Below are 14,308 nucleotides of genomic sequence, written 5' to 3' on the forward strand. Positions count from 1 at the left end.
GTACCGGCGGCAATCCCCCACCGCCCGATACGACGACACACCCCGTGACAACGAGCAAGACGAAGCGTAGAGACCGGCCAATCCGCCTGTCCATCAGGAAAGTCACCTGTGGATAACTATGGTCGGCGGGACATATCGGGCTGAACAGGCGAAGTGGTCACATGCCTGTTCGGTTCCGTCCTATTTTGGCCGGAATTGGCCCTGAAAAGGATCAGTGAATGATGACGTGGTCGCCTGGGGCGTTCTTGTCCGCGGTCCAGCCGTCGTGGCCGGCGTCGGACTGCCAGTGGCGGCCCGCGTAGCGGACCTCCTTGAGGCCGTACACCTGGGCGTGGGTGACGGCCCAGGCGGCGACGGCCCAGCCGGCGCGGGCGTTGGTGACCTTGACGCCGTTCCAGGAGTCCGGACGGGACGGGGCGCCGGCGGTGAGGGGGCCCGGGCCGTCCACCTGGAGGCGGGGGCCGAACGCGCGGCGCATCTCGCGGATCGCGTCCGGGCGGCGGGACTTGGTCTGCTTGTCCGGCGGGTACCAGCAGCGGGCCCCGGCGGCCTGGCGGCCGGTGAAGACCTGCGCCAGGAGCTTGCCGTCCGGTTCGTGCTGGGCGTAGGCGCTCCCGTCGGCGCTGTGCTGGACGCGCTGGGCGGCGTCGTGCACGTCGCGGTCAAGGTAGTCCTTGACCTTCACCAGGGCGTCGAAGAACTTGCTCGTGGACTGGACGGGGTCGCGCAGCTTGGCGGGGGTGCCCCAGCCCTGGGAGGGGCGCTGCTGGAACATCCCGACGGAGTCGCGGTCGCCGCTGGGGAGGTTGCGGATGTGCGACTCCTGGATCGCCGTCGCGTACGCGATCACCGCGGCGCGTTCGGGGAGCTGCTTGCGGAACGCCACGGCCGAGATCGTCGAGGCGTTCGCGGCCTGGTCGAGGTCCAGCGGCATCTTGGACTCGCCCACGGCGACCTCGCAGCCCGACCCGTGCAGGTAGGGGCGCGCGCGGTCGAACGCGATGTAGCCGCCCACGCCCAGCACGAGGACGAGCGCGGCCACGACGAACGGCCAGCGCCGCCGGTGGTGCCCACCGCCGCCCGGACCCTGTTCGGGGCGCGTCCTCAACCTCGACCAAACAGCCACGCGAAGAAAGTACCGGGAACCGGCGGCCAGTAAGCTCAAGGACCATGACGGAAACGTTCACCAGCCCGATTTCCCAGGTCATCGACCAGCTGTGGGAGCGGCGCGCCGAGCTCGGCCCGGACGACGCCGACGCGCGCGCGGCGATCGTGGCCGCCGTGGACCAGCTCGACGCGGGGGAGGCGCGCGTCGCCTGGATCGACCCCGCCACGGACGAGGTGGTCGTGGACGAGCGCGCGAAGCGCTCGATCCTGCTGAGCTTCAAGGTCCTCGGAATGGTGCGTTCGCAGGTCGGCGACTTCCAGTACCACGACCGCATCCCGCTGAAGAGCCGGTTCGACGGCGTGCGGGTCGTGCCCGGCGCGATCGCCCGGTGGGGCGCCTACCTGGCCCCGGGCGTGGTGCTGATGCCGTCGTTCACCAACTTCGGCGCCTACGTCGACTCCGGGACGATGGTCGACACGTGGGCGACCGTCGGGTCATGCGCGCAGATCGGTAAGAACGTCCACCTTTCGGGCGGCGTCGGGATCGGCGGCGTGCTGGAGCCGCCGAACGCCAAGCCCGTCGTGGTGGAGGACGAGGCCATGATCGGCAGCCGCTCGATGATCGTGGAGGGCGCGCGGGTCGGGAAGGGGGCCGTGGTCGGCTCCGGGACGAACCTGTCGGCGTCCATGCCGGTCATCGACGCGGAGACGGGCGAGGAGATCAGCCGGGGCCGCATCCCGGACTGGTGCGTCGCGGTCGGCGGCACCCGCTACAAGGAGTTCAAGGGCGGGACGTTCGGTCTTCCGGCGGTGCTGATCCTGAAGCGCCTCGACCCGGGGCAGCGGCACGACAAGGCGTCCCTGAACGACATCCTGCGCGACCACGGCATCAACACCTGACAGAGGTGCGATGCTCTGCGGCGCAGCCGCCCCTTCGGTAGCCCCGGTGGCCGGCATCAGGCCGGGTTCGGGTAGATCCTGATCTTCCAGGTGCCTTGGGCCTCCACATGGAGGAAGGCCGGGCCCGGCAGATGGCCGTCGGCGTAGGACTCGTCCTTGCCGGACAGGACCTGCGGTCCTCTCTCGAAGTCCGGGGTGAGTGCGGTGAGGGAGTAGCCGCCTCGATCGGCGTGGCTCATGTGGACGATCGCCGGGCCTCCCGAGTAGTGGAAGACGAAGGAGCCGCGCGAGGCGATGTGGTCGTGGACGGTCGGGACGGTGTCGAGAGGCTGGAGCCACGCCGTCCACGCGCCCCGCGATTCGATGCGGACGTGCACGTGCCTGTCCCCGGACACGGGAAGGGGTTCCACGACGCGGCTCCGCTGCTTGCTCTTGAGCAACACGCGCGCCTTCCCGGCTTCCATCAGCTCGACGGTGTTCCGGGGACCGCTGTGGAGCCGGACGACGAGCACCAAGGGCGCGCGTGGTTCGCGGTGGGGGAGTTGGATCTCTCGGTCGCCCGTTCCCTGGGCCTGCTGCGTCTTCCGGACGCCCAGTGGGCATGTCTTGAACGGGCCCGGCCCCCTGTGCGGCCGCTGGGGGGCGCGAGGCGCGGAGGGGCGCGCGGGCGGCCTCTGGGACGGGGACGGGTGGCGGCTCGTCATGATCGGCGGCATGCCGTCCGCGAGCCTCACCGCGTCGGCGGCGCACACGTCGACGATGCGGGCGGCGCCTCCCTCCGGGGTCCAGCTGACACGGTCGGCGGACGCGCCGTGGCGGGGATCGAAGAAGCACAGGGGGCGGCGGGGCGGGACGGGACGGCCCGCCATGCGGGCGTCGACGCAGGCGAGGGCGTGGCGGCCCTCGTCCAGGGCCTGCATGACGTCCGCCGCGTCCTCGCGGTCGCGGTCTCCGACGAAGGCCCGCTTGGCCTGCTCGTACGCGTCCAGGGCACGGGCGTAGTCCGCGAGGAGGTCCGCGTCGGCGGCGTGCCGCTCGGGCACGAGGGTGTGCCGCGCGAGCGCCTCGCCGAAAGCCGTGATCTCGGCGTCGATCGGTGCCAGCTCGTCGTCGCGCCGCCGCCGGAAGATCTTGAACAATGCCCCACCGCCATCCCCAGAATTCAGGCGATCCTACCTACGCTCCCGTGGCCAGGCCCTTGTCCGTGGGGACCGGAACGTCGCCGGTCAGGCGACCGGGGTTTCGGTGATCTTGAGGGGGCGGGCGGTGAGGACGGCGAGGGACGCGGCGTAGCCGGGGCCGGGGGTGAGGTCGGCGAGGCGGACGGGGGAGACCGCCTTGTCGTCGTCCCAGGACAGCACCTCGGCGGGTTCGCCGGGGGCGGAGACGTGGATGGCCGTCATGGGCGCCGCCAGGCCGTGGCCGGTGGCCTTGAGCAGCGCCTCCTTGCGGCACCAGTAGGCGTGGAAGCCGCGTCTGCGCTGGTCCGGGGGGAGCGCCATGAGGACGTCCCGTTCGGGGGCGCTGAGGACCATCTCGCCGAGCCGGTCGACGTCCCGGTCGCTCTCCTGCTCCACGTCGACGCCGACCTCCGGGCCGTCGGACAGGACGAGGACGACCCGCTCCGCCGAGTGCGACAGCGAGAAGTCCAGGCCGGAGCCGGGGAGGCGCGGCTTGCCGTGGGCGCCGCCGCAGTGCGGGCAGTCGGTGGTGAAGCGGATGTCGCGCGGCGCCAGCCCGGTCGCCTCCGACAGGACTGTGCGGGCCAGGAACCGTCCGGTGACGAACCTGGCCTTGTCCTCGGCGCGCATGAACCGCTCGTAGCGTTCGCGCTCACCGTCGTCCAGAAGGTCGCGCATATGCGCTTCGTCCGCGGGGACCGCCCAGTGGACGGCGCACTCGAGCACAGGCATCTCCACGCCCGCGATCATAAGCCGCGTACGCTTGCTGTCCATGCGGCTTGATCTGTTCTCGGACGTGGCGGACCTGACGGCGGCGATCGTCGACATCGAGTCGGTGAGCGGTGCGGAAGGGCCGTTGGCGGACGCCGTCGAGGAGGCGCTGCGCGCGCTCCCGCATCTCGCGGTGGAGCGCGACGGGAACAACGTGATCGCCCGCACGGACCTGGGGCGCGCCGAACGGGTCGTCCTGGCGGGGCACCTCGACACCGTGCCGCTGAACGGCAACCTGCCGTCGCGCATGGAGGGCGACCGCCTGTACGGCTGCGGGACGACCGACATGAAGAGCGGCGTCGCGGTCGCGCTGCGCCTGGCCGCGACCGTCACCGAGCCCACCCGCGACATCACCTTCGTGTTCTACGAGTGCGAGGAGATCGAGGCGGAGCGCAACGGGCTGCGGCGGCTCGCGGCGGCCCGCCCCGAACTGCTCGCGGGCGACTTCGCCGTCCTGATGGAGCCGACCGGCGCGCACATCGAGGGCGGATGCCAGGGCACCCTGCGCGTCGAGGTCACGGCGAAGGGGGAGAGGGCGCACAGCGCGCGCGCCTGGATGGGGTCCAACGCCATCCACACGGCCGGGCGGATCCTCGACGTCCTGCGCGCGTACGAGCCCGCCCGTCCCGTCGTGGACGGCCTGGAGTACCACGAAGGGCTCAACGCGGTGTTCATCCAGGGCGGCGTCGCCGGGAACGTCATCCCGGACGAATGTGTCGTCACCGTCAACTACCGGTTCGCGCCCGACAAGTCCCTCGCCGAGGCGGAGGCGTACGTGCGCGAGGTGTTCGACGGCTACGACGTGAAGGTGACCGACGCCGCGTCCGCCGCCCGGCCCGGCCTCACCCACCCGGCTGCCGCCGCGTTCGTGTCGTCCGTCGCGTCCGGCGGTACCGAGGTCCGGGCCAAGCTCGGCTGGACGGACGTGGCGCGTTTCTCCGAGCTCGGCGTCCCGGCGGTCAACTACGGCCCCGGTGAGCCGACCCTCGCCCACACCAAGGACGAGTACGTCGAGATGCCGCTGATCGCCGACTGCGAACGGCGGATGCGCGCCTGGCTGTGTTGAGGGCCGCCTAGGAGCCGCGTTACGGCCGACAGGCCGGGATTCCTGCTTGGAAGGCGCAGTCCTGCCACGGTCAGGACGGGGCTCGCAGGCCCTTGAGGATGACGTCGGCGTAGAGCTGGTGGGCGCCGGGCGGGGTGTTGGTGATGGCCATGGCGAGGCCGCACATCAGGGCGCGGAACTCATTGACGCCGACGTCCGGGCGCAGGACGCCGGCCGTGTGCGCGCGGGCGAGCAGCGCGGCCACCCTGACCTGCAGGTCGTTGTTCTGGACGGGCGAGTCCTCTTCGAAGAGCTGCCCCACATCGCCGAAGACCTCGCGTAGGCCGCGGTTGCGGACCATGATGTCCGCGCTGCGCCGGACGAACAGGGCGACCCCGTCCCAGGGGTCGGGCTCGGCCAGGGCGTCGGCGGCCTTCGCGGCGCCGTCGGCCATCCACTCGGCGGTCAGCTCGTCGATGAGCGCCTGCTTCGTTGGGAAGTGGCGGTAGATCGTCCCGACGCCGACGCCGGCCCGCTTCGCGATGTCCTCCATCTGGGCCTCGTTGCCGCTCTCCTCGAAGGCGGCGCGCGCGGCGTCCAGGACGCGGCGCCGGTTGCGGCGCGCGTCGGCCCGGAGCGGCCGGGAACTTGACGGGGCGGTGGTCATCCCCTCCAGTCAACCACGGATTGACAAACGGAATTGAGCTTCCGTATCGTCCGAGGCTGCAAGCGGAACCGGAATTCGACTTCCATCTAGGAGCCGCGCATGGCCGCCCGGCAGCGGGGGCTCGCCCTCGCCCTGCTCGTCACCGTCCAGTTCGTCCTGGTGCTGGACGCCTCGATCGTCAACGTCGCGCTGCCGTCGATCGGCCGCGACCTGCACTTCGACCAGGCCGACCTGTCCTGGGTCGGCAACGCCTACACGCTGACCTTCGGCGGGTTCCTGCTGTTCGGCGGGCGGGTCGCCGACCTCGCCGGACGGCGCCGGATGTTCGTCGCCGGGCTCGCGCTGTTCACCGCCGCCTCGCTGGCGGGCGGGCTCGCCCCCACGGCGGGCGCCCTCGTCGGCGCGCGGGCGGTGCAGGGCCTCGGCGCGGCGCTGGTCGCCCCCGCCGCGCTCTCGCTGATCATGACGCTGTTCACCGACGGCCCGGAGCGCAACCGGGCGCTCGGCCTGTTCGGCGCGGTCGCGGGCGCCGGCGGCGCCGCCGGGGCGATCCTCGGCGGGCTGCTCACCGACTGGCTCGGCTGGGAGTCGGTGCTGTTCGTCAACGTGCCGATCGGCGCCGCCGCGATCGCGCTGGCGCCCGTCCTGCTGCCCGAGGCCCGCGACCAGGAGGTGCGGGGGTTCGACCTGCTCGGCGCCGCCGCGGTCACCGGCGGACTCGCGCTGCTGGTCTACACGCTCGTCGACGCGAACAACGCCGGCTGGGACTCCACGGCGACCTATCTGCGGGGCGCCGGCGCCGCCGTGCTGCTCGCGGCGTTCGCCGCGGTCGAGGCGCGGGTGCGGCACCCGCTCGTCCCGCTCGGGATCTTCCGGCAGCGGTCCCTGCGCGGCGGCAACCTCGCGGCCGTCCTCGCCACGATGGCGATCTTCCCGATGTTCTACGTGATGACGCTCTACCTCCAGCAGGTGAAGGGCTACGGGCCGATCCGGGCGGGGCTCGGGCAGCTGCCCGTCGCGGTCACCATGGCGTTCGGCGCCGGCGCCGGGTCCCGGCTGATCACCCGGTTCGGCGCCCGCGGGCCGCTGGCCGCCGGGCTCGCGGCCGTCGCCGCCGGACTGGCGTGGTTCGCCGGGATGTCCGCCACCGGCCACTACGCGGCGGACGTCCTCGGCCCGGCGATCGTGATGGGCCTCGGCGGCGGGCTGGTGTTCGTGTCCGTCACCATCGCCGCCACCGCGGGCGCCTCGGCGGGGGAGTCCGGGCTCGCGTCCGGGTTGATCAACACGACGCAGCAGGTCGGCGGCGCGCTCGGGCTGGCCGTGGTGGTGGCGGTGTCGACGGCCGCCACCGAGCACTCCTCCGCGCGGGTCCCGGCGGGCGCGCTCACCGACGGATTCCAGGCGGGCATGCTGGCCTCCGCCGGGATCGCGCTGGCCGGGGCGCTGGCCGCGCTGCTGCTCGTCCCGGGCCGTCCGGCGGAGGCCGCCGACACACCGCCCGTCACCGTGCCGCCACCGAGCCGATCCGAAATCGGCGGCTGACGGTCGACGCACCGCACTACCGTGGGTCCATGACACGCGAAGCGAACCCCCGGACGCGCCGGCAGGGGCCGGCCACGCTGCGCGGACGCGCAGTCCCGCAGACCACCACCGACCAGCGGCTGCTGGACAGCCGCGGCCCGGTCGACTGGGTGCACGCCGACCCGTGGCGGGTGCTGCGGATCCAGGCGGAGTTCGTCGAGGGCTTCGGGCTGCTCGCGGAGCTGCCGAAGGCGGTCAGCGTCTTCGGCAGCGCCCGCACCAAGCCGGGGTCGGACGAGTACGAGATGGCCGTGGACATCGGCGCCCGGCTGAACGACGCCGGCTACGCGGTGATCACCGGCGGCGGTCCGGGGATCATGGAGGCGGCCAACAGGGGCTGCGACGAGAACGGGGGCCTGTCGGTCGGCCTCGGCATCGAGCTGCCGTTCGAGCAGAAGCTGAACGACCACATCGACATCGGGCTCGAGTTCCGCTACTTCTTCGTCCGCAAGACGATGTTCGTCAAGTACTCGCAGGCGTTCGTGGTGCTGCCCGGCGGCTTCGGCACCCTGGACGAGCTGTTCGAGGCGATCACCCTCGTCCAGACCAAGAAGATCACCCGGTTCCCGATCGTGCTGGTCGGCACGGAGTTCTGGGGCGGCCTGATCGACTGGGTGCGCAGCACGATGCTGCCGTCCGGCAAGATCTCCCCCGAGGACCTGGACCTGATCCACCTCACCGACGACCCGGACGAGGTCGTCAAGACGATCGTGGACGCGCACGTCGAGGCCGAGCGGCGCCTCCAGGAGGAGGCCGCCGTCCAGGCCGCCGGCGAGACGGGCATCGACGGCACCTGACGCGCGCACTCCGCGCCCGGTTCCCCGCCGCGCCACGGCGAGGAACCGGCCGGAGTGGAGCGCCTTCTGGCGGCTCGAACCGCGGCCCGGCGGCCGCCCGGCGCCCGACGGCCCCGTCATGGACGACCTGGAGGACAGGTTCGAGTTCGTCGCCGCCGGCGAGGCCGTCGCGATCGTGGCGGGCATCGGCGGCCGCAGGCTGCGCCCCGACCTCGTCCTGATCCCCCTGGAGGGGTCGATCCGAGCCATGTCGTGCTGGCGACCCGCGCGGGCGACCGCTCGGGCCTGGTGGCCGCCTTCCGCAAGTGCGCCGAGGCCCGCCTGACCACCCCGCCCGGCGCGGACCGCGGGACGGAGGCCCGAGCGGCGGACCGCTAGACGAAGACCATCCCGCCGTTGACGGTGAGGGTCTGGCCGGTGATGAACGCGGCGCGGTCGGAGGCGAGGAACGCGACGGCCTCGCCGATGTCGGAGGGCGCGCCGAAGTGGCCGAGCGGGACGCTCGCGGCGTACGCGTCGCGGGCGTCCGGACCGATGCCGTCGTGCCGGTCGGTCGGGATCCAGCCGGGCGCGACGGTGTTGACGGTGATCCCGTGCGGGCCGAGCTCGCGGGCCCAGCTGCGGGTGAGGCCGAGCTGGGCGGACTTCGCGGCGACGTAGGCGCTGGAGCGGGCCGGGCCGAGCGCGACGACGTCGGACCCGATCTGCACGATGCGGCCGAACCCGCGTTCCCGCATGCCCGGCACGGCCCTGCGGACGAGCAGCAGCGGGCTCTTGACGAAGAATTCGAGTTGATCGAGGACATCGCGCCAGCGCAGTTCCTCGACGGGCAGGTCCGGCTGCGGTCCGGTGGCGTTCAGCACCAGAATGTCGAGACTTCCGAACTCGGCCACGATGCGGTCGTACAATTCCTCCACCGCGGTCTCGTCGGTGATGTCGGCACGGAACAGTTCGGCACGTCCACCGGCCTCGGTTATTTGCGCGCGCAGTGTCTCGGCGGCGGTGCGGTCGCGCCGGTAATTGATCGCGACGTGGGCGCCGTCGCGGGCCAGCGCCGCCGAGATCGCGCCGCCGAGTCCGCGTGACGCGCCGGTCACCAGGGCCGTCCGCCGGCCGGCGGAGGGTGCCTCCCGCATCCGTCCCGCCACCTCGCCACCATCCACATGTTGTCGTGATCACGGCTCTGACCGGCACGGACGCGGCCCGGACGGCCGCGCGACGGTCCGGCGCGCGCCGAGGCGGGCGCCGGTGCGCACCGCCGTCGCCGTCACCGTACCCGCGCGCGGTGCGGCCATGCCGCGCGCGGCTCGCCCGGCCTTTTCCCTCTTGCTCCGATCCCGCGCGACATCGGGTGATATTTCCCTTGGACCGTCGAATTCGATATCAAGGCTTTACCTAACGCACTGTTTTGGCGGTGCCCGCCGTCGGCGGGTTACCATCTTCTTCCCTGACGTCGATACCGCTCGGGATCTGAGTTCAATTAACATCGGAGCACGGGCCGCACCGATGAGCTTTCCCGGTAGGCCGCGCCCCGTCATACCTTCAAACGAGATTTACCTTCGCCGGTCGATGCCGCCGTGTTCCGCGGGTCGCCGGGCTCCGGCGACGCATTGGCGCGGACCGTGCGCGGTCCCGCATGGGAGGCCGCGCGCCGGTCAGACCAATGACGAGCACACAGGAATGTCGATCACGGACCAAGGGAGAAGTGCCATGACCTACGTGGTGCCTTACAGCGGCATCTCGAACCGGCTGGGCGACGAGGAGATCAAGGCCGTCGGCGAGGCGCTGCGGCAGGACACGCTGGCCATGGGGCCGCGCGGCAAGGAGTTCGAGCGGCTGCTCGCCGAGCGGCTCGGCTCACCGCACGCCCAGGCGACGAGCTCGTGCACGACCGCCCTGTTCCTCGCCGCCCAGGTGCTCGAACTGCAGCCGGGCGACGAGGTCATCACCACCCCGCAGACGTTCTGGGTGACGACCTGGCCGCTGCAGGCGCGCGGCGTCGTCGTCAAGTTCGCCGACATCGACCCCGACACGCTCAACATCGACCCGACGACGATCGAGCCGCTCGTCACCGAGAAGACCAAGTCCATCTGGATCGTGCACTTCGGCGGCCAGGCCGTCGACATGGACCCGGTCATGGAGATCGCCCAGCGGCACGGCCTCACCGTCGTGGAGGACTGCGCGCACGCCGCCGGCGCCACCTACAAGGGCCGCGCCCTCGGGACCATCGGTGACATCGGCTGCTTCAGCTTCCACTCGCTGAAGAACATGACCACCGGCGAGGGCGGCGCGTTCGTCACCCGCCACGACCGCTACGCCGAGATGGCGCGCGCGCTCGGCACCATCCACAACTACGGCGAGATGGTCGAGCGCGACGACCAGCGCATCGGCCCGCACGCGCAGCCTGCCTACTACAAGGACGCGCACGTGCTCAGGTCGTACACCCACGACTACGCGGGGGGCCGCTACCTCGTCGGCAACAACTTCCGGATGAGCGAGCTGTCCGCCGCGCTCGGCGTCGTCCAGCTCGGCAAGCTCGACCGGCTCAACGAGCGCCGCCGGGAGATCGCGCACCGGCTCGACGACGGGCTCAACGGCATCCAGGGCATCGGCGTCCAGTCCGAGAAGCCCTACGCCCACCACGTCTACCACCTCTACACGTGCTTCTACGACCCCGAGGTCGTCGGCGCCCCGAAGGACGACTTCATCCGCCATCTGCAGGAAAAGGAGGGGATCGAGATCGTCATCCGGTACTTCCCGATCCACCTGCTCCCGGAGTTCCGGGCGCTCGGACATCGCTACGGGGAGTGCCCGGTCGCCGAGAAGACCTACTTCGAGCACCAGATCCAGCTGCCCATCTACGACCACCTCACCGACGCGCAGGTGGAGCACATGATCGCCGCGGTGCGCCGCGGCGTCGCCGAACTCGGCGGGGGCCGCTGACCCGGCCCCGCGCGTCCGCAGACCAACCCCCTCGTGCGCCCCGCAGGGTGCACATGACGTCTGGAGCCTCACCATGGGCAAGACAACGAACGGTACCCGCCCCCAGAGGAAGGTCGTGGCCGTCACCGGCGGTTCCGGCTTCGTCGGGAGCAATCTCGTCGCACGGCTGGTCGACGACGGCAACGAGGTCATCGTCGTCGACCTGGCCCAGCCCTCACCGGAGCTGGGCGCCCTCCCGGGCGTCCAGCACCGGCGTGCGGACCTGCGCGACTACGGCGAGACGCTGCTCGCGCTGCGCGGCGTCGACATCGTCTACCACCTGGCGGGCAACGCCAGCGGCACCCTGTCCGTCCAGAACCCGAGGTTCGACTTCCAGATCAACGGCCTCGGCACCTGCAACGTCGGCAACGCCTGCGTGGAGAACCAGGTCCGCCGGCTGGTGTACATGTCCTCGGCGATCGTCTACGGCACGCCGCAGACGTTCCCGATGACCGAGGACCATCCGATCGCGCCGTTCCTGCCGTACGGTGCGTCCAAGCTGTCCGGCGAGCTGACGCTGCGCAGCCTGCACGACGCCCTCGGCCTCCAGGTGATGATCGCCCGGTCGTTCGTCGTGTACGGACCCGGCGAGGACCCGCGCACCGCCGGCGGGGAGGTGTCGCAGTTCCTGCGCTGGCAGCTGAACGAACTGCCGATCCCCGTCGTCGGCGACATCGACCGCAAGACCCGCGACTTCGTGCACGTCTCGGACGTCGCCTCGGCGCTGATCACCATCGCCGAGAACGGGGTGCCGGGCGAGGTCTACAACATGGGCAGCGGACGCGAGGTCTCCATGCGGGCCCTCGCCGACGCCGTCGCGGTCGCCACCGGCAAGCCGTCCCGGCTGAAGCCGGACGAGTCGGAGCTGGCCGACAGCTTCCGGCTGGTGGCCGACATCTCCAAGCTGCGCGGCATCGGGTACGAGCCGAAGATCACGCTCGCGGCGGGGCTGAAGTCCCTCGCCGAGCACCTCGGCCCGTTCCCGGAGCTGCCCAGCGTGACGGTGGCCTTCAGCCGGGAGCCCGCCGCCCAGGCGTGAGCGCCGCCCCGCAGGCGTCCGCGCCGGAGCCGGTCGGCCCGGAGCCGGCCGGACCAGCGTAGGAACGTTCCAAGAAATTCGCTCCCGATGGCCCGCGCGAGCGTGCCCGGCCCCAGCCGGACCGCCGATCGCGCGGGCCCTCGGTTCGAGCCCGCGCGCCGCCGCGCCCGGCGGCGCCGCGGGCGGAGCACCGCACCCACACCCCAGGGGAGTCGAGCATGCCCAGAAGCAGGACACGAGGCGGGCCCCGCGCGGGCACCGACGACGCGGGAGCCGGCCCCCCGGTCCCGCGGCCCGCCGCCCGCGACCGCGCCGCCCGCGCCGGTGTCGGCGCGATCTTCTTCGCCAACGGAGCCGCCTTCGCCACCTGGGCCTCGCGCGTGCCCGACGTCCGGGACGCGCTGGACCTCACCCCCGGTGGCCTGTCGGTGGCGCTCACCGGGCTCGCCGCCGGGGCCTTAGCCGGGCTGCCGCTGGCCGGCCTGCTGGTCGCCCGGATCGGCAGCCGGCGCATCCTGGCCGGGGCCGGCATCTACCTCGGCGCGCTCCCGCTCGTCGGGCTGGCGCCGCAGCTGCTGTGCCTGACCGGCGCGCTCACCTTCTTCGCCATCACCAACAGCTGCGTGGACGTCGCCATGAACACCCAGGGCGCGCTGGCCGAGCGGCTCAGCGCCCGGCCCCTCATGGGCGGGTTCCACGCCAGGTTCAGCCTCGGCGGCGTCACCGGCGCGGCGGCCGGCGGGCTGGCCGTGCACTCCGGGCTGAACCCGGAGACGCACTTCCTGCTGGTCGCCGTGCTGCTGACCACCCTCTGCACCGTCGCGACCGCGTTCCTACCCCCCGACCCGCCGGGGGCGGGCAGACCCGGGCTGGGGCTCGTCCGCCCCGGGCGCGGCGTGTGGACGCCCGGCCTCGTCGCCTTCTGCGCCCTGATGGGGGAGGGCACGTTGAACGACTGGGGGTCGATCTACCTGCGCGACGTCGCCGGAGCGCCGACCTGGCTCGCCGCCGCCGGGTTCGCGGTGTTCTCGGCCGGGATGGTGACCGGGCGGCTCGTCGCCGACCGGATCCGCGCCGGCACCGGCTCGCACCGGTACCTGTTCGGCTGCGCGGCCCTCGCCGCGTCCGGCGCCGTCATCGCGCTCGCCCTCCCGTTCACCTGGACGAGCCTGGCCGGGTACGCGCTGATCGGGCTCGGGCTCGCCGCCGTCGTCCCGGTCACCTACAGCCATCTGGCGCGGCGGACGCCCGAGGCGCCCGGGCCCGCGATCGCCGCCGCGTCCACCATCGGCTACGTCGGGTTCCTGGCCGGGCCGCCGATCATCGGCGCGCTCAACCACGCCGCCGGGCTGCACGCGGTGATGGCGGTCTTCCTCGTCCTGATGATCATCGTGGTCGCCCTCGCGCCGCGCCTGCGCGACGAGCTCGCCGAGTAGCCGGCTCCGTAGAGTGGGCAGCGCCTCGTCCCCGACCGAAAGGCGTGCGCCATGCCCCTGGCCGTCTGCGTGTTCTGTTCCTCCAGCGCCAAGATCGATCGGCGGTACGTCGACCTCGCCGCCGAGGTCGGGGACGAGCTGGCCCGGCGCGGGCACAGCCTGGTGAGCGGCGGCGGCCGGGTGTCCTGCATGGGCGCCGTCGCCCGCGCCGCCCGGGCCGGCGGCGCCCGCACCGTCGGGGTGATCCCCGAGGGGCTGGTCAGCGTCGAGCTCTCCGACGACGACAGCGACGAGCTGATCGTCACGACCGACATGCGGACCCGCAAGGGCGAGATGGACCGGCGCAGCGACGCCTTCCTGGTGCTGCCCGGCGGCATCGGCACCCTGGAGGAGCTGTTCGAGATCTGGACCGCCCGGACGCTCGGCATGCACGACAAGGCCTTGGTGATCCTCGACCCGACCGGCGTGTACGAGCCGCTCCGCGAGCTGATGAAGGGCCTCACCGAGCAGGGGTTCGCCCGGCCGAGGATCTGGGACGCGATCGGCTGGACGTCCTCCGTGTCCGAGGCGTTCGACCTGCTGGAACGCTCCCAGCCGAAGATCGGGATGAGCTTCGAGGACTACGCCGAGGCCGAGCTCTGACCGCCCGCCCGCGCGTCCCCCACGGCCGTGTGGGGGACGCCCTCCGGCCCGGCGGGCGCCGGAAAAGACCAAATTGTCCTGGGGGTTTGCCATCCGGTACATGATCGTTCACCCCCGGTTCAGCGCCGGCCGCGACGCTCCTGCGTGATCCCCTCAC

The 14,308-nt window shown here is 72.2% G+C and carries 14 protein-coding genes; 9 read left to right on the forward strand and 5 right to left on the reverse strand.

The features are described 5' to 3' along the window. Positions 1–211: 211 nt before the first annotated feature. Positions 212–1,126, reverse strand: coding sequence for a hypothetical protein (locus J4557_RS51375; protein ID WP_307800578.1), 915 nt, complete (start codon positions 1,124–1,126; stop codon positions 212–214). A 44-nt stretch (positions 1,127–1,170) separates the two neighbouring features. On the opposite strand from J4557_RS51375, the gene J4557_RS45045 reads away from it, so the two are divergent. Beyond that, complete coding sequence (locus J4557_RS45045; protein WP_208273406.1) at positions 1,171–2,007, forward strand: 2,3,4,5-tetrahydropyridine-2,6-dicarboxylate N-succinyltransferase; 837 nt, start codon at positions 1,171–1,173, stop codon at positions 2,005–2,007. Between the two features lie 56 nt (positions 2,008–2,063). Here J4557_RS45045 and J4557_RS45050 read toward each other — a convergent pair whose 3' ends face one another. Together J4557_RS45050 and J4557_RS45055 are read right to left on the reverse strand one after the other, a co-directional pair. Next, positions 2,064–3,146 carry a hypothetical protein gene (locus J4557_RS45050; protein ID WP_208273408.1) on the reverse strand — a complete coding sequence of 361 codons (1,083 nt, stop codon included), beginning with the start codon at positions 3,144–3,146 and terminating at the stop codon, positions 2,064–2,066. 87 nt (positions 3,147–3,233) lie between these two features. Continuing rightward, on the reverse strand, positions 3,234–3,920 hold the full coding sequence (locus J4557_RS45055) for a 4'-phosphopantetheinyl transferase family protein (RefSeq protein WP_208273482.1): 687 nt from the start codon (positions 3,918–3,920) through the stop codon (positions 3,234–3,236). A gap of 40 nt (positions 3,921–3,960) precedes the next feature. On the opposite strand from J4557_RS45055, the gene dapE reads away from it, so the two are divergent. Beyond that, a complete protein-coding gene (gene dapE, locus J4557_RS45060) occupies positions 3,961–5,025 on the forward strand; it encodes a succinyl-diaminopimelate desuccinylase (protein WP_208273409.1) in 1,065 nt (354 codons plus the stop codon). A 70-nt stretch (positions 5,026–5,095) separates the two neighbouring features. On the opposite strand, the gene J4557_RS45065 is transcribed toward dapE, so the two are convergent. Further along, on the reverse strand, positions 5,096–5,671 hold the full coding sequence (locus J4557_RS45065; protein ID WP_208273411.1) for a TetR/AcrR family transcriptional regulator: 576 nt from the start codon (positions 5,669–5,671) through the stop codon (positions 5,096–5,098). Between the two features lie 99 nt (positions 5,672–5,770). Here J4557_RS45065 and J4557_RS45070 point away from each other — a divergent pair, with 99 nt between their 5' ends. From J4557_RS45070 to J4557_RS45080, 3 genes are all read left to right on the forward strand, one after another. Next, entirely contained in the window at positions 5,771–7,216 is a 1,446-nt protein-coding gene (locus J4557_RS45070) for an MFS transporter (protein ID WP_208273413.1), read from the forward strand. A gap of 29 nt (positions 7,217–7,245) precedes the next feature. Then, positions 7,246–8,052, forward strand: a complete 807-nt coding sequence (locus J4557_RS45075) for a TIGR00730 family Rossman fold protein (RefSeq protein ID WP_208273415.1) — start codon at positions 7,246–7,248, stop codon at positions 8,050–8,052. Between the two features lie 118 nt (positions 8,053–8,170). After that, complete coding sequence (locus J4557_RS45080) at positions 8,171–8,377, forward strand: hypothetical protein (protein WP_208273418.1); 207 nt, start codon at positions 8,171–8,173, stop codon at positions 8,375–8,377. 49 nt (positions 8,378–8,426) lie between these two features. Here J4557_RS45080 and J4557_RS45085 read toward each other — a convergent pair whose 3' ends face one another. After that, positions 8,427–9,188: an SDR family NAD(P)-dependent oxidoreductase gene (locus J4557_RS45085; protein ID WP_208273420.1), complete on the reverse strand. Its 762-nt coding sequence runs from the start codon at positions 9,186–9,188 to the stop codon at positions 8,427–8,429. 574 nt (positions 9,189–9,762) lie between these two features. Between J4557_RS45085 and J4557_RS45090 the strand changes: the two genes are divergently transcribed. The 4 genes from J4557_RS45090 (at position 9,763) to J4557_RS45105 (ending at position 14,151) form a co-directional block, all read left to right on the forward strand. Then, positions 9,763–10,995, forward strand: a complete 1,233-nt coding sequence (locus J4557_RS45090; protein ID WP_208273422.1) for a DegT/DnrJ/EryC1/StrS family aminotransferase — start codon at positions 9,763–9,765, stop codon at positions 10,993–10,995. Between the two features lie 73 nt (positions 10,996–11,068). Beyond that, the gene (locus J4557_RS45095; RefSeq protein ID WP_208273423.1) at positions 11,069–12,073 is read left to right on the forward strand and encodes an NAD-dependent epimerase/dehydratase family protein; all 1,005 of its coding nucleotides are present in this window, start codon (positions 11,069–11,071) and stop codon (positions 12,071–12,073) included. A gap of 218 nt (positions 12,074–12,291) precedes the next feature. Beyond that, positions 12,292–13,509, forward strand: coding sequence for an MFS transporter (locus J4557_RS45100; RefSeq protein WP_208273425.1), 1,218 nt, complete (start codon positions 12,292–12,294; stop codon positions 13,507–13,509). 51 nt (positions 13,510–13,560) lie between these two features. Beyond that, a complete protein-coding gene (locus J4557_RS45105) occupies positions 13,561–14,151 on the forward strand; it encodes a TIGR00730 family Rossman fold protein (protein ID WP_208273427.1) in 591 nt (196 codons plus the stop codon). Positions 14,152–14,308 lie beyond the last annotated feature (157 nt).

The organism is Actinomadura nitritigenes (genome assembly GCF_017573545.1).
Lineage (GTDB): Bacteria > Actinomycetota > Actinomycetes > Streptosporangiales > Streptosporangiaceae > Spirillospora > Spirillospora nitritigenes.

Coding starts and splice junctions, on each gene's coding strand:
- J4557_RS45045 (WP_208273406.1), top strand. CDS start 1,171: ATGACGGAAACGTTCACCAGCCCGATTTCCCAGGTCATCGACCAGCTG.
- J4557_RS45055 (WP_208273482.1), bottom strand. CDS start 3,920: ATGCCTGTGCTCGAGTGCGCCGTCCACTGGGCGGTCCCCGCGGACGAA.
- dapE (WP_208273409.1), top strand. CDS start 3,961: ATGCGGCTTGATCTGTTCTCGGACGTGGCGGACCTGACGGCGGCGATC.
- J4557_RS45065 (WP_208273411.1), bottom strand. CDS start 5,671: ATGACCACCGCCCCGTCAAGTTCCCGGCCGCTCCGGGCCGACGCGCGC.
- J4557_RS45070 (WP_208273413.1), top strand. CDS start 5,771: ATGGCCGCCCGGCAGCGGGGGCTCGCCCTCGCCCTGCTCGTCACCGTC.
- J4557_RS45075 (WP_208273415.1), top strand. CDS start 7,246: ATGACACGCGAAGCGAACCCCCGGACGCGCCGGCAGGGGCCGGCCACG.
- J4557_RS45080 (WP_208273418.1), top strand. CDS start 8,171: ATGGACGACCTGGAGGACAGGTTCGAGTTCGTCGCCGCCGGCGAGGCC.
- J4557_RS45085 (WP_208273420.1), bottom strand. CDS start 9,188: ATGCGGGAGGCACCCTCCGCCGGCCGGCGGACGGCCCTGGTGACCGGC.
- J4557_RS45090 (WP_208273422.1), top strand. CDS start 9,763: ATGACCTACGTGGTGCCTTACAGCGGCATCTCGAACCGGCTGGGCGAC.
- J4557_RS45095 (WP_208273423.1), top strand. CDS start 11,069: ATGGGCAAGACAACGAACGGTACCCGCCCCCAGAGGAAGGTCGTGGCC.
- J4557_RS45100 (WP_208273425.1), top strand. CDS start 12,292: ATGCCCAGAAGCAGGACACGAGGCGGGCCCCGCGCGGGCACCGACGAC.
- J4557_RS45105 (WP_208273427.1), top strand. CDS start 13,561: ATGCCCCTGGCCGTCTGCGTGTTCTGTTCCTCCAGCGCCAAGATCGAT.